Below are 24,115 nucleotides of genomic sequence, written 5' to 3'. Positions count from 1 at the left end.
CGTGGCCTCCGCCTCACCGGCTCCTGGCGTCGACGTCGCGGTTCAATCGCGGCACGCCTGTCCTGTTGTCCCTGCCGGGTGCCACGATCGTGGTCTGTGCCGCGGTGACGATTTCCTCGTCCCGGCCCGCCACCTGCAGGGGCGCCTCGGGCGCCAGCGTGCGCTTGACCAGGGCCAGGGCGATCGGTCCCAGCTCGTGGTGCAGCGCCACCGAGGTCACATGTCCCACCGGCCGCCTGGCACCGCGCACCTCGGCGGTCACCTCGGCTCCGGGATCGGGCAGACTGTGGCCCGATCCGTCCAAGTGCAGGAACACCAGGCGGCGCGGCACCTGTCCCAGATTGTGCACGCGCGCCACCGCCTCCTGTCCGCGGTAGCAGCCCTTGGCCAGGTGCACCGCGGTGCGCAGCGCGTCGATCTCGCCGACGAGCACCCGGTGGTCGACTTCGGCCGGCCCCGGCCGCCAGGCCTCGATGCGCAGTGCGTCCCAGGCCTCGCGGCCGGCCACTTCGAGTCCTGCGGCAGCCGGATCGAAATCGCGCAGCCCCTCGACCGGAACGAGCTGGATCCGGAAGTCGGTTTCCCACCCCGGGTGCTCGTCGGCGGTGGGACCGGCCGCATCGACCGCGGCATAGGAGGCCCCGCCTGGCAGGACGCGTGGCCACGGGTCGTTCCATTCGACTGCGGCGTCCAATCCGGCGGGGGCCGGGCCCACGGTACCGACTGCCTGATAGTCCGCGGATACATCGGTCAGTTCCACGCGCAGCATGAACTTCATGGATTCGAGCCAGGCGGTCGCCCCGTCCGTGTCCATCTCGGAGAGCAGCCACAGCCGGTCCTCGGCCGCATAGACCCGCAGCCAGTGCTCGATGTGCCCGGTGGGGCTCAGGACCAGGGTCTCCGTCGACGTCCCGGGGGCCAGGTCGTCGAGCTTCTGGGAGGTGATCGAGTTCAGCCACGTCAGTCTGTCGGGCCCGGTCAGCGTCAGGATCCGGATCGCGGACAGGTCCGCGATCGCGCGTCCGGCCGCCAGCAGGCGCTGCTCGCGCAGCGGAATGCCGAAGTGGGCGACCTCGTCGGCAGCGGCTCCGATGCCGTAGACGGCCGCGGTGCGGTTGAAGCGCAGGGCGTTCATGTTCCTCCAAATGTCGGTTGGACTCAGCCGGGCAGATGCCGCAGCAGGGGCGCCAGGGTGGTCACCGCGGTGCGCGCACCCGAGATGTCCTCGGCCGCGGACTCGAGTCCCCCGCGCATCGTATCGACGCCGTCTCGCACCGGCGGCAACAGGCCGGTCGTGTCGATCCGGCCGAGTTCGGCACGCGCCGCGTCGAATGTCTCCAGGGCGTCTGGCAGGTTCTTCAACACCCGCACCGAGGTCCCCAGCCGCTCGGGGATCTGCGCGGGGGAATCGACCCCGCGGACCCGACCGGTCGAGAAATCGATGACCTGGGCCGCCTGCGTCAGGGTGGGCCCGGCATCGTCGGCCAGGTGGGTGAGTTGATCGATCAGCGTGCCGATCGCCGTGATGTTACCGCCCAGGCCCGGAACCCACCGCGTCTGGGGGAAGGGGACCTGGTCGATGTCCGAGCGAGCCGCGGTGAGCTCCCGGTTCGCCGTGTCCAGGTGTCCCTGGGCCGCGTCCGGGTCCTCGCGCAGGGCTGTGAAATACGCGCCGGCGGCATCGCCCGCCCGCTGCAGGTCCTCGCTCAGCCGACCGATCCGCACGGCGGCCAACGCAGTGACGGCGGCGCCGAGCAGCACCACGACGACAAGGGCCAGGCACAGCGGAAGCACCCAGTGCCTCCGCGGTACCCGGCCCCGTGTCGTGGGTCCGGTGCTCAGTCGCGCCACCTCATGCGACCCGCTTGAGGCGGGCCGATGCGTGGGAGCCCAGTTCACGACCCAGTGCCGCCATATCCCAGGCCCACAGGAGGTCGCCCTCGACCAGGCCGTACATCCGCGTCGAGGCGCGGTAGTCCTTGCTGGTCTTGGTGCGGGCGACGATATCGGTGCTCAGGTCGATGCGCGGCCCGTCGACGCGACCGGTGTAGAGCTCCACGATGCCGTGGGGTTGCACGATCGAGACCTCCAACCCGAAGTCGCCCGATTCCCTCCGCATGGATTCCACGGCTTCGGCCGTGGTGAAGGGCGAGGCGGCGGTGGGCGCGAGCAGGCCGGGGCCGGCATCGTGGTCGGCCCGCGGACGGACCAGCTGCCAGATCCCCGTCTCCAGGCTCAGAGTGTCCCCGATCTGCCCGGATTCGTCGAGCAGCCAGGACTGCGCCGTGTAGTGCAGGTAGGGCGCGCCGGCGGGGTCGACGAAGTCGATCCGCTGACCGAACTGGGTATTCGGGGCATCGCCGTAGCCGACCACGCCCACGCCCTCCCACGACCCGATGAGCCAGGACAGTGGGACGAGTTCGGGATTGAGATCCGCGTCGAGGGTGAATGCCATGGGGATTAGCGCTTGGCCTTGAACAGGCTGGTGACGACCTTGACGGCCACACCCAGGGCGCCCAGACCGGCGATGGCGACGAGTGCTTCGAAGATGATTTCCAGAGTCTGCATGGCCCTAAGTGTACGCGTCCGCACGGTCCCGCTCATCTTCGCAGGACCTAAGCCGCGGGGCTCAGATGATGCCGGGGATCCGCTCGACGATGTACACGGCGATTCCGCCCACCGCGATCGGCGTGGCGCCCAGCGCCAACTGCACGCCCCACTGCCTGGCCTTCTGGCGCTTCTGGGACTTGTGCAGGGAGCCGGCCTGATAGGGCGCTTCGGAGATCTTGCCGAGCATCCGGTCGACGACGATGACGACCAGGCCCATCAACAGGCCCAGCAGGTTGGCCGCGCCCCAGTGCTCGATGGTGGAGCCGTCGAGCCAGTAGATGGCGTTGGCGCCCACGATTCCCAGCACCACGGCCAGGGGGCCGGCGAACTTGCCGGGCCATGGCATAGCGGTCGCGCACTGGGCCAGCATGATGGCCACCAGGCCCATGATCACGGCATTGCGCTCACCGGCCAACCTGATCGCCGCGGCCCAACTGCAGGTGGACAGGACGATGACGACGCCGGCGACGTGCGCGGACACATTCGCCACCGCATTGTCCGCATCGATCCCGCGCGAGAGGTTCTGTACGAACGACCACAGCAGGCCCAGGGCCGCCAGGATCGGCAACCATTCAAGGTACGGCGGGTGATCGGCCAGCCAGGTGGCGGCCATTCCTGCCAGGCCGAACAGGCCGAGCATGAGCGAGGTGATGTGCGGCTGTGGGGTGTCGGTCAGCCGGGGCCAACCGAAGGCGATGAACACGACGACCAGGGCAGAGCCCATCACCACGGGCACGTATCCGAAGACGCTCGTCACGCCCAGGGTCACGGCCAGTAACAACGCGACGACGACGCGGATCCAGTTCATCACGCCTACCATTTTGGCCCATCATGGCCCACGGGCCTAACCGGACGGTGATAACCCGCCTGCCGCTGTGGGGTCGTTATACTTCTTTCAGAGGTGGCCCATCACATATGAGGAGGGAGTCGTAGTTTGCGGATTCTGCACATCATCCCGACTCAGGCGCCGGTGAGTGCCGCGGCCGGCCCGGGCAATCCCGCCGCCCTGACCTTCCTCCCCCACACCGTGTACAGGTCCAGCCTGGACGGGGGCTCGCTGCTGCGCGCGCCGCACAGCGATGTCGTCATCTTCGACGCGACCACCGATCTGAGTCGGACCGCCACCGTCGTGGATTATCTGCGCACCATGTCGATCACCGCACCCGTCATCATCGTGCTCAGCGAGGGCGGGCTGGCCGCCGCGAATCCCGCATGGGGTGCCGCTGACATCATCCTGGCCGGCGCGGGCCCCGCAGAAATCGACGCCCGCCTCAAACTGGCCGCAGGGCACGCCCAGGCACCCGCTGCACCGGAGTCCAACCAGCCCACGGTCGTGGGTTCGCTGGAGATCGACGAGGACTCGTACACCGCCACCGCCGGCGGGAAGAACCTCGACCTGACCTTCAAGGAGTTCGAACTGCTGAAGTACCTGGCCCAGCACCCGGGCCGGGCCTTCACCCGGGCCCAGCTGCTGCAGGATGTGTGGGGCTACGACTACTACGGCGGCACGCGGACCGTGGACGTGCACGTGCGCCGACTGCGCGCCAAGCTGGGACCCGAACTCGATTCGACCATCCTGACGGTGCGCAATGTGGGCTACCGTTTCAGTCCAGAACAGGCCGATGACGCGAAGGAGGACCAGGATGCGGATTGAGGAAACCGGACTGACCGAGGAGGTCGGCTCCCTGCTGAGCACCGCCGCCGCGGCCGATGGGATCGCGCCGATCTCCGACGGTCTGCTGAGTGCCGCCGCAGCACCGGAATCCGTCACACTGGGACTGCGCGATGACGCCGGATCACTGATCGGCTGGGCCGTGGCCGCGCCCCAGGGCGAGCGCGGCGCCGCCGAACTCGTCATCGCCCCCGCGGCACGCGGCGCCGGCGCCGGAACCCGACTCGTCGCCGCTTTGCTGGAGCACTTGGCGGCCGTTCCCGACGCCGTCGATTCCACCTGGTTCTGGTCCCACGGCGACCATCCGGGAGCCCGCCGGCTGGCGGCGACCCGCGGCTACCGGCGCGAACGGGAACTGCTGCAACTGCACACCGGGGACCTGGCCGAGCTGGAGATCCCGGCCCCGCAGATTCCCACGGGTGTGGAGATCCGCACTTTCCGACCCGGCGACGAGGCCGACTGGCGCGCGGTGAACAACCGGGCCTTCGACTGGCACCCCGAACAGGGCCGGCAGTCGGCTGAGTCCTACGCCGCACGGGTCGCCGAACCGGACTTCGATCCGGCCGATGTGTTCTTCGCCGTGGCGAGCGCCGGCGAGCGGGCAGGGCGGATCATCGGATTCCACGAGACCAAACTGCACACCGACTCCCCGCTGGCCGAGCGCGTCGGCGAGGTCTACGTCATCGGGGTCGATCCGGACGCCGGCGCCCACGGGGTTGGCAGGGCGCTGACCCTGGCAGGGATGGCGCATCTGCGGGACCGCGGGGCCGACCTGATCGAGCTGTACGTCGAGTCCGACAACGACAGGGCGCTGCGACTCTACGAGTCCTTGGGCTTCGGCCACCGCATCGTCCACGCCAGCTACGCCCCGCCCGCTGCACCGACCGCACCGACCATGTGAGGACATGCCATGTACAACGCCCAGCAGGCCGTCACCGCCTTCAACCTGCCGGAGCCGAAGGACCGGTTCTTCGATCGGGAACTGTCCTGGCTGGCCTTCAATGAGCGGGTCCTGACCCTGGCCGCCGACGAATCGATCCCGCTGTTGGAGAGATTGAATTTCCTGGCGATCTTCGCCTCGAACCTCGACGAGTTCTTCATGGTCCGCGTCGCCGGCCTCAAGCGCCGGATCCAGACAGGCCTGGCGGTGCCCACCCTGACCGGCGAGACGCCCCTGACCGTCATGGCGAAGATCAGCCGGCGGGCCAGGGAACTGATGGAGCGACAGGTCGAACTGTTCCGCGCCGATATCCGGCCCCGGCTGGCCGACGAGGGCATCCACTTCGTGACGATGGACCAGCTCGACGGGGACGAGCGGGCGATGGCCGATGATTTCTTCACCAGCCAGGTCTTCCCCGTGCTCACCCCGCTGGCGGTCGACCCCTCGCATCCCTTCCCGTATATCTCCGGGTTGTCACTGAACCTGGGGGTGCTGCTGCGCAATCCCACCACCGGGGCGGAACTGTTCGCCCGGGTCAAGGTCCCACAGACCCTGCCGCGGTTCATCAATGTCTCCGCCCACCGGGGCGTGCGCCAGGTCGGTCCCGACACCCCGGCCCGCTTCCTCAAACTCGAAGACCTCATCGCCGCGCACTTGACGCGGCTGTTCACCGGGATGGAGATCCTCAACTGCTCCGTCTTCCGCGTCACCCGCAATGAGGATCTGGAAGTCGAGGAGGACGACACCGAGAACCTGCTCAAGGCGCTGGAGAAGGAACTGCTGCGCCGCCGCTTCGGTCCCGCCGTGCGCCTGGAGGCCACCGGGGACCTGCACCCGCGGGTCCGCGAGATCCTCATCGACGAGCTCGAACTCGACGAGCGCGAGGTCTTCACGCTGGACGACCCGCTGGACATGCGGGGCCTGGGGATCGTCGTCGATATCGAACGCGACGATCTGCACTTCCCCCGGGCCGTGCCCAAGACCAACCGCGACCTGGCCCCGGTGGAGTCCTCCGACCAAGTCGACGTGTTCGAGGCGATGCGCGAACACGAGGTGCTGCTGCACCACCCGTATGATTCCTTCTCCACCTCCGTGCAGGCCTTCCTGGAACAGGCGGCCACCGACCCGCAGGTACTGGCGATCAAGCAGACGCTCTACCGGACCTCGGGCGACTCCCCCATCGTCAACGCCCTGGTCGACGCCGCGCAGGCAGGCAAGCAGGTGCTGGCGGTGGTGGAGATCAAGGCCCGGTTCGACGAGGAGGCCAATATCATCTGGGCCCGCAAGCTCGAACGCGCCGGCGTCCACGTGGTCTACGGGGTGGTGGGGCTGAAAACCCATGCGAAGCTGTCCCTGGTGGTCAGGCGGGAGGCCGACGGGCTGCGCCGTTACTGCCATGTGGGCACGGGCAACTACAATCCCAAGACCGCCCGCGGCTATGAGGACCTGGGCCTGCTGTCGACCGATCCCGTGCTGGCCGATGACCTGAGCAAGTTGTTCAACCGGCTCTCCGGCTATTCCCCGCTGGCCGATTTCTCCCGCCTGCTGGTCTCCCCACAGCGGGTTCGCGAGGGCCTGCTGGAGCTCATCGGTCAACAGACCGAACTGGCCGCAGCCGGCAGACCCGCGCGGATCAGGATCAAGGTCAACTCGATCGTCGACGAGGCCCTGGTCGATGCGCTCTACCTGGCCTCCCGCGCCGGGGTGAAAGTGCAGCTGTTCGTCCGCGGCATCTGCTCGCTGCGCCCCGGAGTGCCGGGCCTGTCGGAGAACATCGAGGTCAGGTCCGTACTGGGACGCTATCTGGAGCATTCGCGCATCTTCGTCTTCGGCTCCGGTGCGGAATCCACCGCCTACATCGGCTCGGCCGACCTCATGCACCGCAATCTGGACCGCAGGGTCGAGGCCCTGGTCCGGTTGGAGACGCCGGCCCACCGCGGGGCGGTGGAGGACCTGTTCGATCTTGCCTTCTCGAATCGCACGGCGAGCTTCCGGCTCGACGCCGACGGCGCCTGGACCCGGCACTCCCGCAGCGAATCCGGAGCGGTGCTGCGCGACTACCAGTTCACCCTGATCGAGCGCGGCAGGCGGGACCATGCGAGTAGTTCGAGCGGCGCGCGGGCCCGGCACGTCACGGATTCGACCATCGGTCAGCTCACCTCGGCTCCGACGACCGCCGCGACCACGGCACAGGAGGAGGACGAACTGCAGTCCCAGCCCGGCGCGCCGGTGCCCACCGCAGCGCCCGGGCGTCCGGGCCCGACCGCCCGGCCCACTCCGCTGACCATGGCACGGGGCCGCCGATGAGCCAGGCCGTGTCGAATGCAGGGGAATCCGCCGGAGTGCGTGCGGACGTCTACGCCGCCGGCGCCGTGTGCTGGCGCGAACGCGGCGGAGTGCTCGAGGTCCTGCTGGTCCACCGGCCCAAGTACAACGACTGGTCGTGGCCCAAGGGCAAGGTGGAGCCGGGCGAGACCCTGCCCGAGACCGCGGTACGCGAGGTCGCCGAGGAAACCGGGTACCGTATCCACTTGGGCATTCCGCTGCCGGCTGCCCGCTACACGGTCGGCAAGCGGCTGGACAAGCACGTGTCCTACTGGGCCGCGCAGGTGAAATCCGATGTGCTTCCCGCGCCGGAGAATCCCAAGGAGATCGACGAGGCCGCCTGGTGCCCTGCGCAGACCGCCCTGAGCAGGCTCAGCGCCCACGCCGACCGGGAACAGCTGACCCGGCTGATGCAGGCCCATGCGACCGGCAGCCTGTTCACCTGGCCCTTCATCCTGGTGCGCCACGGCAAGGCGTTCCCGCGGGCCAAATGGCATGAGACGGAGTCGGTCCGCCCCCTGCTGGGTCTGGGGACCGTGCAGGCCATGGCACTGACCGGGCTGTTGAGCGCTTGGAAGATCAAACGGGTCTACTCATCACCGTGGAAACGCTGTGTGGCGACCGTCAAGCCGATCGCGGCGGCGCTGGGCAAGAACGTCAGGCTATTGGCCCCGCTGTCGGAGAAGGCGCACACCCTGGCGCCGCAGAAGACCGTCAAGACGATCGAGAAGCTATTGCTCAAGGAACAGCCGGCCGTGGTGTGTACCCACAGGCCGGTGCTGCCGAGCATCCTGCACGTCCTGGGCGAGCACGCGCCGGCCGGGGTCCGCGCCGAACTGCCGCAGGAGGATCCCTACCTGCACCCCGGCGAGGTCCTCATCGCCCATGTGCGCCGAGGCCCCGTGCCGCGCATCGTCGCGCTGGAGCGGTTCCGCCCGATCGACGGCTGACTGTGCGTTCGCCGGTTCGGCAGTCAAACCCCGCCGGATGACCGTTCCACCGCTGTTCACTCACCGTTCACCCGCTATGGGCCTTCGGGCAAACTGCCGCTTCTACCGTGAAGGCGAAGCGGGCGTTCGGCCCGAAGAACCCTGGTGTGAAAGGTACATCATAGTGAAACTCAAGCGCGTCATCCCCGCCGCCGCCATCGTCTCGATCGGCGCTCTCACGCTGTCCGCCTGTGGCGGTTCGGCCACGGGGGAAACCGGGACCGGTTCCCAGGCGTCGGATTCCGCAAGTGTTTCCGGCACCCTGGTGGGCATCGGGTCCTCGGCGCAGAAGTCCGCTGTGCAGGCCTGGTCCACCGACTTCAAGTCGGCGAATTCGGGAGCCCAGGTGAACTACTCGCCCGATGGTTCGGGTGCCGGCGTCAAGCAGTTCCTGGCCGGCACCGCGGACTTCGCAGGTTCCGACGCCTACCTCGAGGACGATCAGGTCGAAGCCGCCAAGAAGGTCTGCGGGCCCGATGGCGCCATCGAGTTCCCCGTCTACATCTCCCCCATTTCGGTGGCCTTCAACCTCGAGGGGGTGAGCGAACTCAATATGTCCCCATCCCTCATCGCACAGATCTTCTCCGGCAAGATCACCACGTGGAACGATCCGGCGATCAAGGCGGAGAACGCCGATGCCAACCTGCCGGACTCCCCCATCACCGCCGTGCACCGCAAGGACGAATCGGGCACCACGGAGAACTTCACGGACTACCTGAACAAGACCGCCTCCAAGGACTGGCCCGATGAGGGCTCCAAGGAGTTCCCCGGCGCCTACAAGGGCGAATCCGCGCAGGGCACCGACGGCGTCGTCTCCACGGTGACGAAGACCAAGGGGGCGATCGGCTACGTCGACTCCTCCGCCGTCACCGACGATATGGGAACCGCGAAGATCAAGGTCGGCGACACCTATGTGGCCCATTCGGCCGAGGCCGCCGCCAAGGCCGTCGAGGCCTCCGATCAGGTGTCCGGCCGCGGCGAGAACGACATCGCCATCGACATCAAGCGCGATTCCACCGAGGCGGACACCTACCCGCTGGTCCTGGTGTCCTATCACATCGTCTGCTCGGCCTATGCCGACCAGGCCAAGGCCGATCTGGTCAAGTCCTGGGAGAAGTACGTGCTCAGCGATGAGGGGCAGCAGTCGGGTGCGGAGAACGCCAAATCCGCGCCGCTGTCCCCGGCCGTAGCCGAAAAGGCCGCCAAGGCAGTCGACACGATTAAGGTCAAGGGTTGAGCGACACAGTAATCGAGCGCCCGGCCGCATCACGGACACGCGCCGTGGTGCGGCCGGGCGACCGCATTTTCTCCCTCCTGTCGCTGGCGGCTGGCATCCTGATCCTGGCCATCCTGGCCGGTGTGGCGCTGTTCCTGTTGTTGCAGTCGACCGATGTCATCAGGGCCTCGGCCTCGGAGCCCGGTTCGATCTCCGGCGGGCACGGGTTCATTGCCTATGTGCTGCCGCTGATCGCGGGCACCCTCATCAGCGCGCTCATCGCGCTGCTGGTCGCCACTCCCTTCGCCCTGGGCATCGCACTGTTCACCACGCACATCGCACCACGCCGTTTCGCCTCCAGCCTGGGCTATGTCATCGACCTGCTGGCGGCCATTCCCTCGGTGGTCTACGGACTGTGGGGCCTGTCCATCTCCGGACACCTCACGGGCCTCTACGCCTGGCTGGCGACCTGGCTGGGCTGGATCCCGATCTTCGCCCCCGATGCGGGCGGCGGAGTGTCCCAGACCGGCAATACCATCCTCACCGCCTCCCTGGTGCTGTCCATCATGGTGCTGCCGATCATCACCTCCCTGTCGCGCGAGGTCTTCCTGCAGACGCCCCGGCTGCAAGAGGAGGCGGCCCTGGCCCTGGGCGCGACCCGCTGGGAGATGATCCGCATGGCCGTGCTGCCCTTCGGCACCTCGGGCATCGTCTCGGCCATCATGCTGGGACTGGGCCGGGCCCTGGGCGAGACCATGGCGGTTGCCATGGTCCTGTCCTCGGGCGGACTGACCCTGTCCCTACTGGTATCCGGCAACCAGACGATCGCCGCGGAGATCGCACAGAACTTCCCAGAGGCCTCGGGACTGCGTCTCTCGGAACTCATCTCCATCGGCTTGGTGCTCTTCGCGATCACCCTGATCGTGAACATGGCGGCCCGCTGGATCGTCACCCGCACGACCATCAAGGAGGGCTGATATGAACCGCCGCAAAGTGACCGACCGGGTCATGACGACACTCATCGTGGCCTCCTTCGTCATCGCCTGCATCCCGCTGCTGGCCCTGCTGTGGATGGCCGTCAGCCGTGGACTGCCCGTGCTGCTGGAGAACTCCACGGTGCTCACCCGGACCATGGACGGGATGAAGGGGGTATTCGACCGCGAATTCGTCGCCGGCGACGGACCCCTGATGGGCGGGTTCTACCATGCGATCGTCGGCACCGTCCTCATCACGTTGGTCGCGGCCATCATCTCGATCCCGATCGGCGTGCTCGCCGCGATCTACCTGGTCGAGTACGCGGGGAAGAACCGGCTGGGCCGGGCGATCACCTTCTTCGTCGACGTGATGACCGGCATTCCGTCGATCGTCGCCGGCCTGTTCGCCTTCGCCCTGTTCTCCACGGTCATCGGCATCGTGGCGCCCTCCCAGCTGACCAATGCCAAATCCGGGCTGGCCGCGGCCGTCGCCCTGTCCGTGCTGATGATCCCTCTGGTCGTGCGCTCGACGGAGGAGATCCTGCGCCTGGTCCCCCACGACCTGCGCGAGGCCACATACGCCCTGGGCGTGCCGAAGTGGAAGACGATCATGAAGATCGTCCTGCCCACCGCGATCAGCGGCATCCTCTCGGGGATCACGATCGCGATCTCCCGGGTGATCGGCGAAACCGCGCCCATCATGGTCACCGCCGGGTTCGCCGCCGGAATGAACTGGAACGTGTTCTCCGGCTGGATGACCACCCTGCCGACCTTCATCTACGATGCGCAGATGCGCCCCACCGCGCCCGGGTCCGACGCCATCGCCAGCTATGATCGCGCCTGGGCAGCGGCCCTGGTGCTCATCGTGCTGGTCATGGTGCTCAACCTGGCCGCCCGAATCATCGCCCACCGGCTGGCCCCCAAGGCCTCCCGCTAGGCACACGAAAGGCACAACGCATGTCCAAACAGATCGACATCGACGACTTGAACATCTTCTACGGCGATTTCCGTGCCGTCGAGGGCGTGTCGATGAGCATCCGCCCGCGCACCGTCACGGCCTTCATCGGCCCTTCGGGCTGTGGCAAGTCCACTGTGCTGCGCACGCTGAACCGGATGCACGAGGTGATCCCCGGAGCCCGAGTCGAGGGCCGCGTCAGGATGGACGGCCAGGACATCTACGCCGGCGGGGTCGACCCCGTCGACGTGCGCCGCGAGGTGGGGATGGTGTTCCAGCGCGCCAACCCCTTCCCCACCATGTCCATCAAGGAGAACGTGCTGGCCGGGGTGCGACTGAATAACTCGAAGATCAGCCGGGCCGACGCCGACGAGCTGGCCGAATCGGCCCTGCGCGGGGCGAATCTGTGGGGTGAGGTCAAGGACCGCCTCGACCTGCCAGGGTCCGGCCTGTCCGGTGGGCAGCAGCAGCGTCTGTGCATCGCCAGGGCGATCGCGGTGCGCCCCTCGGTGCTGCTGATGGACGAGCCGTGTTCGGCCCTGGACCCGATCTCCACCCTGGCGATCGAGGACCTGATCAACGAGCTCAAAGAGGACTTCACCGTCGTCATCGTCACGCACAATATGCAGCAGGCGGCGCGGGTGTCGCAGAAGACCGCGTTCTTCAACATCGCTGGCACCGGCAAGCCCGGCCACCTCATCGAGTTCAACGACACCGAGACGATCTTCTCCAACCCGGAGCGGGAGGAGACGCAGAACTACATCTCCGGCCGGTTCGGCTGAGCCCCGCTCCCGCTCTCCGCAGGACTCAGACCAGGCCGGACAGCGGCCAGGCCAGCAGGCAGCCCAGGCCGGCCGCGACCACCAGGGTCAACAGCCAGGTGCTCCCCACCTTCAGGGCCAGCTCCAGGTGGACGCGGTTGGGCCGGGCCCCGATCTGGGTGCCCAGATTGGCCCCGACCACCGACCAGGCGGTGGAGAACGGGGCCCGGAAGACGAAGGTCGACACGTAGAGCACGGCGGAGGCGACCAGCCCGGCCACCGCACCGCGCACCGGTTCCAGCGAAACCATCCGCATACTCACCGTGCGCGCCACCCGCCAGCCGCCGGTGGCGGTGCCCAGGCCCAGTGCACAGGCCACGGCCAGCAGCAGCCACAGCGGCCGCTGGGCTCCGAGCCCGGCACCGCCGGGCAGGGCGTGGACCGCGCCCCAGGCGAAGAACAGCACCGCGCCGATCTTCTGCGCATCCTGCACCCCGTGGACCAGGGACAGCAGGGCCACCCCAACGCTCGAGGCCATGCAGAACACGCGCAGCAGGGGTTTGGCCGGCCGCGCCCGGACCACCTGCAGTACCACCCGGGTGACAAGCAGGGAACACAGCCAGGCGATGACGGGCGCCAGCAGCAGGGGCAGCCCGACCGCCAGAAGGGATGCGCGGTCGGGCCCGGTGAATCCGAAGATCACGGCCGCGCCGGCCAGCCCGCCGAACAGGCAATGGGTGGAACTCACCGGCACCGCCATCAGGTACGTTGCGACGTTGATCAGCAGCGCCGCCGACAGGCCCGCCAGCATCGTCAGCAGGATCGTGCGCGGGTCCTCGCTGAAGTGCAGCAGGGCATCGGTCACGGCATCGGCGATCCCCTGGCCCAACAGGGCGCCCACCACGGTGAAACCGGTGGCCAGGGTGACTGCGGGGCCGGGTCGCAGAGCACGGGTGGCCACGGCGTTGCCGACCACCACTCCCATATCGTGGAAACCGTTGGCGAAGGCGAAGACCAGGCCCAGAACGAGGACCCCGGTGAGAAGTTCGATCACGGGTCGGCGCCTAGGATTCGCGGATGGCGATCTCGGCGACCACCCGGGCGATCGCCTTGCAGCCGCTGGACGCCTGGATGAACGCGTTCGACAGCGACATCGCGGCCGCCAGATAGGTCAGGCCCAGGCGTGCCGCCGGCACCGCGTCTGACACCTGCTGTTGCAGGGCGATCGCACGGTTGTGCAGGCTGTTCATCCGGTCGACGTAGTCCCATTGATCGACCTTCGCACCCAGCCGCTGGGCCATCCTGATGGTCTGGTCGGCCTGTTGGGAGAGCAGTGAGAGCATCTCCAGCACTCCCACGGGCAGATCGTCGAACGCCGAGGACGTCATGGCGAAACCGACCGCGTCCAGGCGGTGGTTGACGTCGCGGATCGTATCGGAGAGGGCATAGAGTTCCCTCCGGTCCAATGGCGGCAGATAGTTCTCCCGCAGCAGGCGCAACATGGCACCGGCGGATTCATCGGCCCGGTCGCTGATCGAGTGCATCCGTTTGACCGCCTGCCGGCGTTCGGCTGCGGGGATCCCGGAGAGTTCGGCCAACACCAGGTTCGCATCGCGCAGATGTTCGGTCTGGGTGACCAGGAGGGAGAAGAACGCCGAATCGTGGGCAGAGCGACGAAGTGGCACGGTTCCTCTTTCCGTGATGATAGGGATGCCGGACTGAGAGCGCCTCTCGGCGGTAGGCCGCTCGAAGCGGCGATTTTTGGAGCCCGGGGCTTCAGCAGCCCGACATCCGCGTCCAGCGTATCAGTTCAGGCTTCCGGCCCGGTAATCCCGGGCGGCGCAGGCCAGGTCCTCGGCCAGCCGGACGAAATTGCCGAGGCCGGGATCCGGTGTATCCGCCGTTGTGCCGGGGTCCGCTGCGCGCCCGGTCGCGGCCACGGACACGAAGGCCGAGGCACGGGCCAGCGCATCGGCGAAATCGCCCAGGAAGGCCCCGGTGAGGATTTCGTCGGCGGTCCGCGCGACCTCGGCGGGTCCCGGTGGTTCCTGCACTCCGGCGACGACCTGGGCCGCGGTCAACCGCCTGGCACCGGGTTCAGCGGTATGCCCCAGACCGTTCGTATACCACTGGGCGGCCTGTCTCCCGTGGCCCTGGATCCAGGCGCGCAGTGCGTACAGACGGAACAGCGCGCCGGGCAGGCTGACCGGCGGACACGAGGCCCACATCCGGGTGACGGTGTCCATTCCGAATTCCTCTGCCAGGGTAACGAAACGACGGGCGGATGCGGCATTGCGCGGCAGGTCCGGGCCCGTCACCAGGAGGGATGCGAGCTCATGGGCGAGTTCCGCGCGGGCCGCGGGGTCCAGACCGGTGTCCGGCCCGTCCAAGTCGGCACGTTTGACGGGCCGGTGATAGGCCCGGCCCTGGTTCCGGTTCGGGGTTTCACTCACCCGCACATCGTACCCGGCTCCCATCATCCTTTCGGCCGGCGATGACAGGATGGGGCTCTGCACCATCCGCCAGCGAAAGGAATCTCACGTGGCGAATTCGATGAAGGCCCTCCCTCGGGCGGCGCGCCTGCCATTGGCGTCGCGCATCCTGGGCAAGGCGGTATCGGTCCAGCGGCCGGTCGTCCTGGCCTATCTGCGCGCAGTCCGCAGGGCCCACCCGGATGTCGGACCGGACCGGATCGCCCGGATCGTGACAAATCATTACCTGTGGGCGACCACGGGCAGCGGTGCAGCTGTGGGTGCGGGCGCTGTGGTCCCGGGCATCGGCACTGCCGTCGGCCTGGGCCTGGCGACCGCGGAGACCGGCGCCTTCCTCGAACTCACGGCGCTCTACGCGCAGTCCCTGGCGGAGCTCTCCGGGGTCGAGGTCGCCGACGAGCAGCGGGCCAATGCGCTGGTGCTGGGTGTGGTGTTGGGCTCCTCGGGGCAGAAGGTGATCCGGCAGTTCGCCCAGCGCGCCGCGGGCGCCAGAGGCGCGTCCAGGGCCAGGGGCGCCGGCGCCTCCGGTGCGGGTGCGCGCCCGAGCGCTGCACAGAACGCCCTGGACATGATGGAGCGCGATCAGAACGACAGCTGGATGTCGTTGGTCGCCGGAACCCTGCCGCAGACCGCGGTCAATGCACTGGCGAAGAAGCTCAAGCAGATGCTGGTGAAGAAGTACGCTGCCGGCACCGTCGGTTCGGTGCTGGGCACCGCTCTGCCCTTCGGCGTCGGCGCCCTGGTCGGCGGGTCCGTCAATCACTCGATGGCCCGCCGGGTCGCGTCGAACGCACGGATCACCTTCGGCACCTTCCCGGAGGACTTCACCCCCGGGACCGACCCGCGCAGATCATCGCAGAAGGCGGATGCGGACCTGTTGGGCGGGCTGCGCCGGGCCCTGGGCGCCGGCCGGGCCAAGCGCGGGGCCGAAGCCCCTGCTCCCGATGCGCACACCCCGGAGATCGCCGAGGTCGTCGTCGAGGACGAACCCGACGACGGCCGGCCGCGCACGCACCGGAGCCCGGGCGGCAGGCGCGAGCGCCGGCGGCCGGATATCCGGCTATGAGCCGGTGCTGCCCGGGCGGTCTCAGGCCTGGTATGCGCTGACGTCGCCGACCAACTTGGTGTGATCGGCGGGGACGGGTTCGACGGCGGCCGCGGCGACCTCGGCGGCGAATTCCGACACGGTGTACAGACGGCCGGCCTGCTTGCGGCTGGCCTCGATCGCACCCGGATTGGACCGTTCCAGCAGGGTTGCCGTGATCGTGCCCTCGATCATGTCCCCGGAGACCACGGTGAAGCCGATGCCCTTGGCGTCCAGTTCGCCGATCAGGCCGCGCAGTGCCTGCTCGCCGGCGTTCTTCGACCGCGCCACCGGGGCGTAGTCGGCCATCTGCGGGGCGGTTTCGACGAAATGGGCCTGGTGGCTGGTCACGAAGACCACGCGGGCGCCGCTGGGCAGCAGCGGCAGCGCGGTGCGCAGCGCATTGACCTGGGCATCGCGGTTGAGCTTCAGGGCATAGTCCTCTGCCATCCCCGACTCCATCCCGCCCGAGGCGTTCAGGACCAGGATGTCGAGCTTGCCGAAGTGTTCGCGGATCTGCTCGAACATCGCGGTGACGGATTCCGGATCCGTCAGGTCGGCGCCGATGGTAGGCGCCTGGACCCCGTATGCCTCCTGCAGCTTGGTCGCCAGGCGCTGCGCGCGCGGGGCCTTGTTGCGGTAGTTGATGACGACATCGGCGCCGGCCGCGGCCAGATAGCCTGCGGTGTCAGCGCCGATTCCGCGCGAGGATCCGGTCACCAGGGCGACCTTGCCGGTCAGGCTACCTGCCGGGATGGGGGTTTCAGGGGCGTTCTCTTCGCTTACAGTCTCAGACACAGCGAATCAGGCTATCAGACGGGGTGGGGCGTCGGTCTGGCGGCCTGTTGCGCCTGCCGCCCATGCTCTGACTCGCGCCCCCGGCTCACTTCGTCACGGAGCCGACTGTCAGCCATTCGACGTCGGAGCCGCAGGCCCTCATATCCGCTTGCCGGAGGAACACGGACTTCTTCGAATCCGGCGGGTAGATCCTCCACCCGGCCGCGGATTCGACCTTGCAGCGTCCGGCCAGCGGGCCGCCATCGTCGCCGATGTTGACCGCCTTGAGCGTGGCATGTGCGGAATCGCCCGGCGCCAGGGTGACCCGGCCGGGGTCCGGCGCGCCATGTGCTGCCGCCTTTCCGAGTTGTTCGCCCTTATCGCCGGCGACGGCAGAAACGCCCGGATGACCGTTGAGGTGGCAGCTCGTCTCCCCTTGGTTCTTGAAGGTGATCGTGAAGTAGCGGGAGCCAGCTGCGGCGTCCTCCGGGGTCATCGTGACGTGCAGAGCCGCCGTCGTGCAGAGCCCGTCCGTCTTCGACGGGTCCTGCCCCGGTTCGGTCCCTGCTGTGGACGCCGGGGCCTGGGCGGAGCCGTCATCGGGGGCCGTCGGCGCTGCGGGGGCACCCGGTTGTGTGACCTGCTCGGTTGGGGCGGGGGCGCCGGTCGTTTGGGATGCACCCGAGCACGCGGCAAGGGGTACCGCGATTCCGATGGCCAGGGCGAGCGCCGCGCCGGGCCGGACTATGCGATACATGGGAAGGCCTCCTGTACATCGATGTGCTTCGCGTACCCTCCACGCTACTCCGGGAAGACGATTGTGGCGGCTCGCAGAGTGCTGCGGAACACAGACATCGATTATTCGGGCATGTTCTCATCCAAGCCGTCCACCGGGCGGCTCCACCACTGGACCTCACGGGAAGGCTTGGGAACAATGATGTTTCAGGCACTACCTGCACTGCACTCCCCCGCGGTAACCCTCCTGGCCGAGGGCGATTCCGCCGCAACCGCAACCGCCGTCGGCTCCGAACCCCGGCTGTTGGCAGCGACCATCATCGGTTTCGCCGTCATCATCGCGCTCATCACCTGGCTCAAGGTCTCGCCGTTCCTGGCCCTGACCGTGGGGGCGCTGGGAGTGGGGATCGGTGCCGGCATGGCCCCGGCGGACGCTCTGACCAGTTTCACCAAGGGATTCGGCGACACCGCCGGCGGCGTGGGCGTGCTCATCGCCCTGGGTGCCATGTTCGGCAAGATGCTGGCCGACTCCGGCGGCGCCGACCGGATCGTCGATACGCTCGTCGACCGGTCCAGCCCGCGCTTCCTACCGTGGACCATGGCAGTGGTCGGCTCGGTGATCGGCCTGCCCATGTTTTTCGAGATCGGCTTGGTGCTGCTCATCCCGATCATCATCCTGGTCACCCGGCGTTCGGGCCTGCCGCTGATGAAGATCGCGATCCCGACCCTGTCCGGACTGTCCACCATGCACGGCCTGGTGCCGCCGCACCCCGGACCCCTCATCGCCATCGACGCCCTCAAGGCCAACCTGGGGTTGACCCTGGCGCTGGGCATTCTGGTGGCCATTCCGACTCTGATCATCGCCGGTCCCCTGTTCTCCGGATTCGCCGCGCGCTGGGCCCCTGTGCCCGTGCCGCCGCTGTTCGGCGTGCCGGACCAGTACCGTACGGGGCCGGGCAACGACCCGCAGGAACAGGAGCGCGTGTCACGGAAGTTCAAGCACGGGGAGCAGGCCGGTGCCCAGACACCCGCAGGCGCCACCGCCGACGAGGACGCGCCTTTCACCCCCACTCGCAGACCCCCGTTCGGCAACGCCCTGGCCTCGATCCTGTTGCCGGTCGTGCTCATGCTGCTCAAGGCGATCGTCGAGGTCTTCGCGCCCGCTAGCTCCGGCTTCCTCTGGCACCTGATCGACTTCCTCGGCACACCCGCCGTGGCCCTGCTGATCACGGTGTTCGTCAGCATCTTCACCCTGGGCCTGCCATCTGGCATGGGGCGCGCACAGGTCGCCAAGACGCTCGAGTCCTCGGTTCCGCCCATCGCTGGGATCATCCTCATCGTGGGCGCCGGCGGTGCCTTCAAGCAGATCCTGGTGGACACCGGCATCGGTACGGTCATCACGGCCGGCGTGCTGGGCACTGGCGTGTCGATCGTCCTGTTGGGCTGGCTGGTGTCGGCCCTGGTGCGTGTGGCCACCGGTTCGGCGACCGTGGCGACGGTGACCGCAGCCGGCCTCATGGCACCCGCGGCCGCAGAATTGCCCACCGCCGAGGTCTCGCTGCTGGTTTTGGCCGTGGGGGCCGGCTCCGTGTTCCTCTCGCACGTCAACGATGCGGGGTTCTGGCTGGTCAAGCAGTACCTGGGCACCAGCGTCACGCAGACCTTCAAGACCTGGACGGTGCTGGAGTCGCTCATCTCGGTGGTGGGCCTGCTGGGTGCGCTGCTCCTGGACGTCTTCATCTAGAGGGCGGCCCTCTGAATGCGACGAAGGCCCCTCACCCGGCGTTTTGCCTGGTGAGGGGCCTTGTCTGCGGTGGACCTTGCTGGGTACTTGTCAAACCCCAGAAAGCCTGTTCTGACGCTGATCAGGCGCGCTCTCAAGGGAAAGAAGCTCTCTGGTGTTCGTCCGGAGCGTCAGCCCGTCCAGGACGAGCGGGGTGAGGTGGTCGCGAAACCGCTCGTGAGTCAAACCCGTTTGAACGCCCAGAGTCGCGCGGAACTACTCGCTGCCTACTCGGAAGGTGCACCGGTGCAGGAGCTGGCGAAGCGGTTCGGGGTGCATCGAGGCACGGTGCACGCGCTGGCACGACGGGCGGGACTGCGGCCTCGAAACGGGCCTGAGCTTCCTAATTCGGTGCGTGAGGAGGCTGCTCGGCTGTATGCCAATGGTCTGACGTTGCTCGACGCGGGACGACAGCTTGGGATCAGCAACGACGCGGTACGAGCCGCTGTGGTCTCGTGCGGGGGCACGATCCGTCCGAAGGGTCGGCGTCCTCGCGTGGCATGACCTTCTTCGCAGACCTGAGCGCCCCCTGATTCCCGGAAATCAGAGGGCGCTCTCGTACCTAGCGGACCTGGTCAGTGCCGTCGCGTCGGGTGCTCTCCACGTTGACCTGGCTCCGCGGCGACGAGCATCAGGAGTCTCTGTTCGAGGCCGGACGGTCCCGGTGCGTGCTGGTCAGCAACCCGCACCGTGACCCCTGCTTCTTCGAGCTGATCGATGATGCGCATGTTCTCGCCTGGTCGGCGGCCGAGTCGTGCCAGATCAGAAACGATGACGGTGGAGATCTCTCCGTTCGCGCCGGCTTCGAGTAGCCGCTCCAACTCGTGTCCCGTGGAACCGATGTCGGTGAACGTGCATCAGACCCCCTCGTCACCCTGCACGAAAGCGACAACGCGGCGCGTGAACACATCACCGCTCACGCCCAGGAGGGTAAGGCGATCACTGTCGCTACGAACGACGAAGCCGCCGCGCTGAACGAGCGCATCCGTACTGGTCGGGTCGAGCGCGGCGAGGTCGACGACATCGTGACAGAGACCGGGAGTGACGGGCTGAGCATCGGTTCCGGTGACCTCATCCAGACGAGGAAGAACAGCAGCGACCTGGGTGTGGCAAACCGGCAGCAGTGGATCGTGCAACACGTCACTGAGGACGGCACCGTCTATGCCCGCGGGGTCGGCAGCGGCCGAAAGCACCGGCGCACGGTCGCGCTCCCGCCCGAGTATGTGGGCGAGCATGCGCACCTGTCCTATGCCGCGACCGCCTACGGCGTCCAAGGCGCGACCGTCGATGCGTCTCACACGGTGCTGTCGGAGGCGACCAGCGCGGCAGGCGTCTACGTCGGCATGACCCGAGGCCGCGAGCAGAACCAACTGCACGTCGTTGCGGAGAACCTGGCCGACGCCAGGGCCCAGTTCATCGAGGCGATGGAACGCGACCCGGCAGACCGCGGCCTCGACTACGCCACCGCCCAAGCCGTCGAAGCCGTGCGTGGACTTGCCGCGGATGGCCCTGTTCGGCTCGTCACCGACGAACTCGCACGCCTTGACGAGGAAGCCGAGCGCGCACACCGGCAGGCGCAACGGTGGGAGAAGGCCGCCGCATACCTCGACGCCCAACGCGCTGCGCACCGGGCCGAGGACGACGAAGACGCCGCGACGCTCCACCGGGTAGAGGACGAGGCCGCGCGTCTCCGTGCCGAGGTCACTGCGCCGCTGACCATGCAGGCCGAGGCGGACGGCGCGGCCTACGTCGCCGTCATCGACACTGAGGCGGCCGCGAGTGCCCGCCTCGCGACCGTGGGACCGTTCGGCAGACGCAAGGCCCGCACCGAACATCGCACCGCAACCGAACAAGTCCGGACTACCCGCGCCCAGCTCCGCGACGCCTGGGATGCCGAGCCGCCCCGCACCCTCGAAGCGCTCCCTGCCTGGATGGCCCAGGCAGCAGCGCGCCGAGCCGAGACCGACCCCCGCGTCGGCGACGCCGACCGTGCCGTCCACGCAGCACACTCCCAGCAGAAAGCAACCCAGCAGCGACACCAGCGTGAGCGCACGGCGTTGCTGGTCAGCGGGTACGGAACTGAACACACCCGCCGAGACCAGTTCGGCATGCGCACGGTCAACCCGCACCGCGACGCCGCCGACGCCCGCACACGGGCCGCCCTAATCCGCGCCGAAGCCCGTGAACTCCGCAACCTCCCGGTGAGCGATGCCGCGCGGCGCATCGAGGCCAACCGCGCTCAGCAGGAGCAGGAACAGGCGAGGCGGCGAGCGGAGCGGCGGGAACGGCAGCTCCACGACCCGTTCGAGCACGAGTCCCGTCGCCCCGGGCCGCATCGAGACGGAGCAGCACGCAGCTTGTGACGGGGCACTCACGTACTACGAGACGCAGCCTGCGTTCATTCACGAGAGAAGGGCGTGATCTTGTTCGTGTAGCAACGGCTTGATACAGCGAGGCCTATCAGATTCTCGGTACAGGTGGTGTCGTGATGGCCGGACCGGCGTTGACGGCGTAATCGTCCACCTGCACAGCCATCTCGGCCACGTTCGGCACATTCTCCAGATGGACATCGGCAGTCTTCCCCACGAGCACTTCCTGGAGTGCCTCACACTGCTGGCCACCGAGGTCGAGCCGTGCATCGACGCCTCCTCGCCAAGGAGGTCTGAGTTCACCCGCTGCCCGTGTCATCTCGTTCGGGCGGCCCTTCGCCGTGCCTCAAGCGGCAGGCGCTCCCGACACGTCGATGACCAGCTTGCCGCGCACCCGGCCTTCCTCGAGCACCTCATACGCGGCAGGCGCCTGCGCCAGGGGGAAGACGCGTTCCAGCACGACGCGCAGCGCACCGGTCTGCAACCAGCTGCCGAGCCGAGCGAGATCGCTCGAATCGACTCTCGTCAGCACGGTGCGGGCCGTGATGCGTGCGAGCGCGCTGCCCACCGCACGTCTCACGATCGGGCCGCCGGGTCCCAGGATCCTGCCTCCGCCCGCCGCCCCGATCGTGACGACGACGCCCTCCGGGGCGAGGATGCGGCGGAGGGTCGAGGCGCGCGCCGTGCAGACGGTGTCGATCACGACGTCGTAGGGCCCGCGCGGTGTCTCACCCACCGTGTAGTCGAAGACGTCGTCCGCTCCGAGACCACGGACCATGTCGATGCTGCGCGCAGAGCACACGGCATCCACCCGGGAGGCCCCCAGCAGACGGGCGATCTGCACGGCGAGGTGGCCGACGCCACCGGCGGCGCCCCACACCAGGACACGTCCGCCGGGTTCGGGGCCGCCGGCGTCCCGAAGCGCCTGCATGGCGGTGAGGCCGGCGAGTGAGCTCGCCGCCGCGGCGGAGGGATCGACGCCCGGCGGCAGAACCGCGAACCACTCGGGATCGACGTCGACGTACTCGGCGATCGAACCGGTCCGCTGCGCCGTCGCGGGGATCGTGCCGAAGACCCGCTCCCCCACTGCGACACCGGTCACACCCGCGCCGACCTCGGCGACGACACCGGCGAAGTCCTCCCCGACGCCCTGCAGCCCCTGCCGCGCCGCGCCGGGTCTGCGCAGACGCATGATCCACGGATCTCCGCGGTAGAGATGCCAGTCGACGGGGTTCACCGACGCCGTGAGCACGCGGACGAGGACCCGATCGGCACCGACCCGTGGCGTCGGCACCTCGGCGACCGCGAGCCCAGCCGCCGAGGTGTACCCGTCGTGCACGAGCGCGCGCATCGGCTCAGGCCTGCTCGGGTGCGACGCGCACGAGCATCTTGCCGGTGTTCGCACCGCGCATCATGTCGAGGAAGGCATCGACGGTGTTCTCGATGCCGTCCACGATGGTCTCGTCGTAAGAGATCCTTCCCTCCGCGAACCAGCCCGTCATCTTCTCCCGGAACTCGGGGGCCAGGTGGAGGTGGGCCGCCAGGGTGAAGCCCCGGAGCGTGAGCGCGCGGGTGATGATGTTCGCCATGTTGTCCGGCCCGGGCAGGCGCGTCGTGGTGTTGTATCCGGCGATCGCCCCGCAGAGCGCCGCGCGACCGCCGTCGTTGAAGGCATCGAGCGCTGCTTCGAGGTGGCCTCCGCCCACATTGTCGAAGAAGACGTCGATGCCGTCCGGTGCGGCCGCGGCGAGCTGGCCGCGCACGTCGCCGTCCTTGTAGTCGAACGCCGCGTCGTACCCGTACTTCTCGGTCAGCAGCGCCACCTTCTCCGGCGATCCGGCCGAGCCCACCACCCGGCCCGCGCCGAGGAGCTTCGCGATCTGCCCGACCGCGGTGCCCACCGCGCCCGCGGCACCGGAGACGAACACCGTGTCGCCCTCCTTCATGCCGGCGATCGCCGTCAGCCCGACATACGCGGTCAGACCGGTCATCCCCAGGATGTGCAACCGCAGAGACGAGGGCACGCCGGGTGTCTCGGGAACGATCTGGAACGTAGATGCGGCATCCTGCGCCGTGTCCGTCCAGCCGTGCTGGTGCAGCACCAGCGACCCCACGGGCATGTCGGCGACCGTCGAGGCCACCACCCGGCCGATCGCCCCGCCCGCGATCGTCTCCCCCAGCGCGTAGGGGGCGACGTACGAGCGCGTGTCGTTCATCCTTCCGCGCATGTACGGGTCGACGGACACGTATTCGTTCCGCACACGCACCTGGCCGGGTTCCAGCGGCCCGTACGGGACCCGCACGACCCGGAAGTCCTCCGGAGCGGGCCAGCCGATCGGGCGTGCCGCGAGCTGGATCTGAGTGCTGACGAAATCAGACATGGAACGGTTTCTTCCTTCTCGATGGGATCCTCGGTGGGATCTGTATGCGCAC

General features: G+C 68.3%; 25 protein-coding genes. 12 read left to right on the top strand and 13 right to left on the bottom strand.

Going from position 1 to position 24,115, the window contains the following annotated elements:
* Positions 1-13 precede the first annotated feature (13 nt).
* From NQ036_RS11805 to NQ036_RS11790, 4 genes are all read right to left on the bottom strand, one after another.
* Entirely contained in the window at positions 14-1,135 is a 1,122-nt protein-coding gene (locus NQ036_RS11805; protein WP_257059159.1) for a folate-binding protein YgfZ, read from the bottom strand.
* A 23-nt stretch (positions 1,136-1,158) separates the two neighbouring features.
* Positions 1,159-1,794 (bottom strand): hypothetical protein, encoded by a 636-nt coding sequence (locus NQ036_RS11800; protein ID WP_257048796.1) that lies wholly within the window; start codon positions 1,792-1,794, stop codon positions 1,159-1,161.
* 58 nt (positions 1,795-1,852) lie between these two features.
* Positions 1,853-2,455: an FABP family protein gene (locus NQ036_RS11795; protein ID WP_257048797.1), complete on the bottom strand. Its 603-nt coding sequence runs from the start codon at positions 2,453-2,455 to the stop codon at positions 1,853-1,855.
* A 174-nt stretch (positions 2,456-2,629) separates the two neighbouring features.
* Entirely contained in the window at positions 2,630-3,418 is a 789-nt protein-coding gene (locus tag NQ036_RS11790) for an ammonia permease (protein WP_257048878.1), read from the bottom strand.
* A gap of 126 nt (positions 3,419-3,544) precedes the next feature.
* On the opposite strand from NQ036_RS11790, the gene NQ036_RS11785 reads away from it, so the two are divergent.
* The 8 genes from NQ036_RS11785 (at position 3,545) to pstB (ending at position 12,463) form a co-directional block, all read left to right on the top strand.
* Positions 3,545-4,264, top strand: coding sequence for a response regulator transcription factor (locus tag NQ036_RS11785; protein WP_257048798.1), 720 nt, complete (start codon positions 3,545-3,547; stop codon positions 4,262-4,264).
* Entirely contained in the window at positions 4,254-5,183 is a 930-nt protein-coding gene (gene mshD, locus NQ036_RS11780) for a mycothiol synthase (RefSeq protein WP_257059157.1), read from the top strand. The genes NQ036_RS11785 and mshD overlap by 11 nt, the downstream gene beginning before the upstream one ends.
* A 9-nt stretch (positions 5,184-5,192) precedes the next feature.
* Positions 5,193-7,529 (top strand): RNA degradosome polyphosphate kinase, encoded by a 2,337-nt coding sequence (locus tag NQ036_RS11775; protein WP_257059155.1) that lies wholly within the window; start codon positions 5,193-5,195, stop codon positions 7,527-7,529.
* The gene (locus NQ036_RS11770; protein WP_257059153.1) at positions 7,526-8,497 is read left to right on the top strand and encodes a bifunctional NUDIX hydrolase/histidine phosphatase family protein; all 972 of its coding nucleotides are present in this window, start codon (positions 7,526-7,528) and stop codon (positions 8,495-8,497) included. The genes NQ036_RS11775 and NQ036_RS11770 overlap by 4 nt, the downstream gene beginning before the upstream one ends.
* Before the next feature lie 163 nt (positions 8,498-8,660).
* A complete protein-coding gene (gene pstS / locus NQ036_RS11765; RefSeq protein WP_257048807.1) occupies positions 8,661-9,773 on the top strand; it encodes a phosphate ABC transporter substrate-binding protein PstS in 1,113 nt (370 codons plus the stop codon).
* Positions 9,774-9,784: 11 nt separating this feature from the next.
* Entirely contained in the window at positions 9,785-10,729 is a 945-nt protein-coding gene (gene pstC / locus NQ036_RS11760) for a phosphate ABC transporter permease subunit PstC (RefSeq protein WP_257048879.1), read from the top strand.
* 1 nt (position 10,730) lies between these two features.
* Positions 10,731-11,663 carry a phosphate ABC transporter permease PstA gene (gene pstA, locus NQ036_RS11755; RefSeq protein WP_257048808.1) on the top strand — a complete coding sequence of 311 codons (933 nt, stop codon included), beginning with the start codon at positions 10,731-10,733 and terminating at the stop codon, positions 11,661-11,663.
* Between the two features lie 20 nt (positions 11,664-11,683).
* Complete coding sequence (pstB, locus tag NQ036_RS11750; protein WP_257048809.1) at positions 11,684-12,463, top strand: phosphate ABC transporter ATP-binding protein PstB; 780 nt, start codon at positions 11,684-11,686, stop codon at positions 12,461-12,463.
* Between the two features lie 25 nt (positions 12,464-12,488).
* Here the strand turns inward: pstB and NQ036_RS11745 are convergent, their stop codons facing one another.
* From NQ036_RS11745 to NQ036_RS11735, 3 genes are all read right to left on the bottom strand, one after another.
* On the bottom strand, positions 12,489-13,496 hold the full coding sequence (locus NQ036_RS11745) for an inorganic phosphate transporter (protein WP_257059151.1): 1,008 nt from the start codon (positions 13,494-13,496) through the stop codon (positions 12,489-12,491).
* A 10-nt stretch (positions 13,497-13,506) separates the two neighbouring features.
* Entirely contained in the window at positions 13,507-14,127 is a 621-nt protein-coding gene (locus NQ036_RS11740) for a DUF47 domain-containing protein (protein ID WP_257048811.1), read from the bottom strand.
* Between the two features lie 120 nt (positions 14,128-14,247).
* Entirely contained in the window at positions 14,248-14,895 is a 648-nt protein-coding gene (locus NQ036_RS11735) for a hypothetical protein (protein ID WP_257059149.1), read from the bottom strand.
* Positions 14,896-14,983: 88 nt separating this feature from the next.
* On the opposite strand from NQ036_RS11735, the gene NQ036_RS11730 reads away from it, so the two are divergent.
* Positions 14,984-16,000, top strand: coding sequence for a hypothetical protein (locus NQ036_RS11730; RefSeq protein WP_257059147.1), 1,017 nt, complete (start codon positions 14,984-14,986; stop codon positions 15,998-16,000).
* A 21-nt stretch (positions 16,001-16,021) separates the two neighbouring features.
* Here the strand turns inward: NQ036_RS11730 and NQ036_RS11725 are convergent, their stop codons facing one another.
* A complete protein-coding gene (locus NQ036_RS11725; RefSeq protein WP_257059145.1) occupies positions 16,022-16,816 on the bottom strand; it encodes an SDR family oxidoreductase in 795 nt (264 codons plus the stop codon).
* An 85-nt stretch (positions 16,817-16,901) separates the two neighbouring features.
* Positions 16,902-17,552 (bottom strand): DUF4232 domain-containing protein, encoded by a 651-nt coding sequence (locus NQ036_RS11720; RefSeq protein ID WP_257059142.1) that lies wholly within the window; start codon positions 17,550-17,552, stop codon positions 16,902-16,904.
* Between the two features lie 180 nt (positions 17,553-17,732).
* Between NQ036_RS11720 and NQ036_RS11715 the strand changes: the two genes are divergently transcribed.
* On the top strand, positions 17,733-19,274 hold the full coding sequence (locus NQ036_RS11715) for a GntP family permease (protein WP_373456781.1): 1,542 nt from the start codon (positions 17,733-17,735) through the stop codon (positions 19,272-19,274).
* A gap of 69 nt (positions 19,275-19,343) precedes the next feature.
* Positions 19,344-19,817, top strand: a complete 474-nt coding sequence (locus NQ036_RS15855; RefSeq protein ID WP_373456780.1) for a helix-turn-helix domain-containing protein — start codon at positions 19,344-19,346, stop codon at positions 19,815-19,817.
* A gap of 71 nt (positions 19,818-19,888) precedes the next feature.
* Here the strand turns inward: NQ036_RS15855 and NQ036_RS15850 are convergent, their stop codons facing one another.
* Positions 19,889-20,134, bottom strand: coding sequence for a recombinase family protein (locus NQ036_RS15850; protein ID WP_373456772.1), 246 nt, complete (start codon positions 20,132-20,134; stop codon positions 19,889-19,891).
* 3 nt (positions 20,135-20,137) lie between these two features.
* On the opposite strand from NQ036_RS15850, the gene NQ036_RS11705 reads away from it, so the two are divergent.
* Positions 20,138-21,676, top strand: coding sequence for a hypothetical protein (locus NQ036_RS11705; RefSeq protein WP_257048819.1), 1,539 nt, complete (start codon positions 20,138-20,140; stop codon positions 21,674-21,676).
* A gap of 97 nt (positions 21,677-21,773) precedes the next feature.
* Here the strand turns inward: NQ036_RS11705 and NQ036_RS11700 are convergent, their stop codons facing one another.
* The 3 genes from NQ036_RS11700 to NQ036_RS11690 form a co-directional block, all read right to left on the bottom strand.
* The gene (locus NQ036_RS11700; RefSeq protein WP_257048820.1) at positions 21,774-21,899 is read right to left on the bottom strand and encodes a hypothetical protein; all 126 of its coding nucleotides are present in this window, start codon (positions 21,897-21,899) and stop codon (positions 21,774-21,776) included.
* A 129-nt stretch (positions 21,900-22,028) separates the two neighbouring features.
* Positions 22,029-23,021 carry an NAD(P)-dependent alcohol dehydrogenase gene (locus NQ036_RS11695; protein WP_257048821.1) on the bottom strand — a complete coding sequence of 331 codons (993 nt, stop codon included), beginning with the start codon at positions 23,019-23,021 and terminating at the stop codon, positions 22,029-22,031.
* 16 nt (positions 23,022-23,037) lie between these two features.
* Positions 23,038-24,063, bottom strand: a complete 1,026-nt coding sequence (locus NQ036_RS11690; RefSeq protein ID WP_257048823.1) for an NADP-dependent oxidoreductase — start codon at positions 24,061-24,063, stop codon at positions 23,038-23,040.
* Positions 24,064-24,115: the final 52 nt, after the last annotated feature.

The sequence above is a fragment of the Brevibacterium sp. 91QC2O2 genome (assembly GCF_024580695.1).
GTDB classification, from domain to species: Bacteria; Actinomycetota; Actinomycetes; order Actinomycetales; family Brevibacteriaceae; genus Brevibacterium; species Brevibacterium moorei.
This window is presented reverse-complemented; position numbering and strand designations above follow the sequence as displayed.

Coding starts and splice junctions, on each gene's coding strand:
- mshD (WP_257059157.1), top strand. CDS start 4,254: ATGCGGATTGAGGAAACCGGACTGACCGAGGAGGTCGGCTCCCTGCTG.
- NQ036_RS11690 (WP_257048823.1), bottom strand. CDS start 24,063: ATGTCTGATTTCGTCAGCACTCAGATCCAGCTCGCGGCACGCCCGATC.
- NQ036_RS11805 (WP_257059159.1), bottom strand. CDS start 1,135: ATGAACGCCCTGCGCTTCAACCGCACCGCGGCCGTCTACGGCATCGGA.
- NQ036_RS11720 (WP_257059142.1), bottom strand. CDS start 17,552: ATGTATCGCATAGTCCGGCCCGGCGCGGCGCTCGCCCTGGCCATCGGA.
- NQ036_RS11795 (WP_257048797.1), bottom strand. CDS start 2,455: ATGGCATTCACCCTCGACGCGGATCTCAATCCCGAACTCGTCCCACTG.
- NQ036_RS11790 (WP_257048878.1), bottom strand. CDS start 3,418: ATGAACTGGATCCGCGTCGTCGTCGCGTTGTTACTGGCCGTGACCCTG.
- pstA (WP_257048808.1), top strand. CDS start 10,731: ATGAACCGCCGCAAAGTGACCGACCGGGTCATGACGACACTCATCGTG.
- NQ036_RS11715 (WP_373456781.1), top strand. CDS start 17,733: ATGTTTCAGGCACTACCTGCACTGCACTCCCCCGCGGTAACCCTCCTG.
- pstB (WP_257048809.1), top strand. CDS start 11,684: ATGTCCAAACAGATCGACATCGACGACTTGAACATCTTCTACGGCGAT.
- NQ036_RS11770 (WP_257059153.1), top strand. CDS start 7,526: ATGAGCCAGGCCGTGTCGAATGCAGGGGAATCCGCCGGAGTGCGTGCG.
- NQ036_RS11775 (WP_257059155.1), top strand. CDS start 5,193: ATGTACAACGCCCAGCAGGCCGTCACCGCCTTCAACCTGCCGGAGCCG.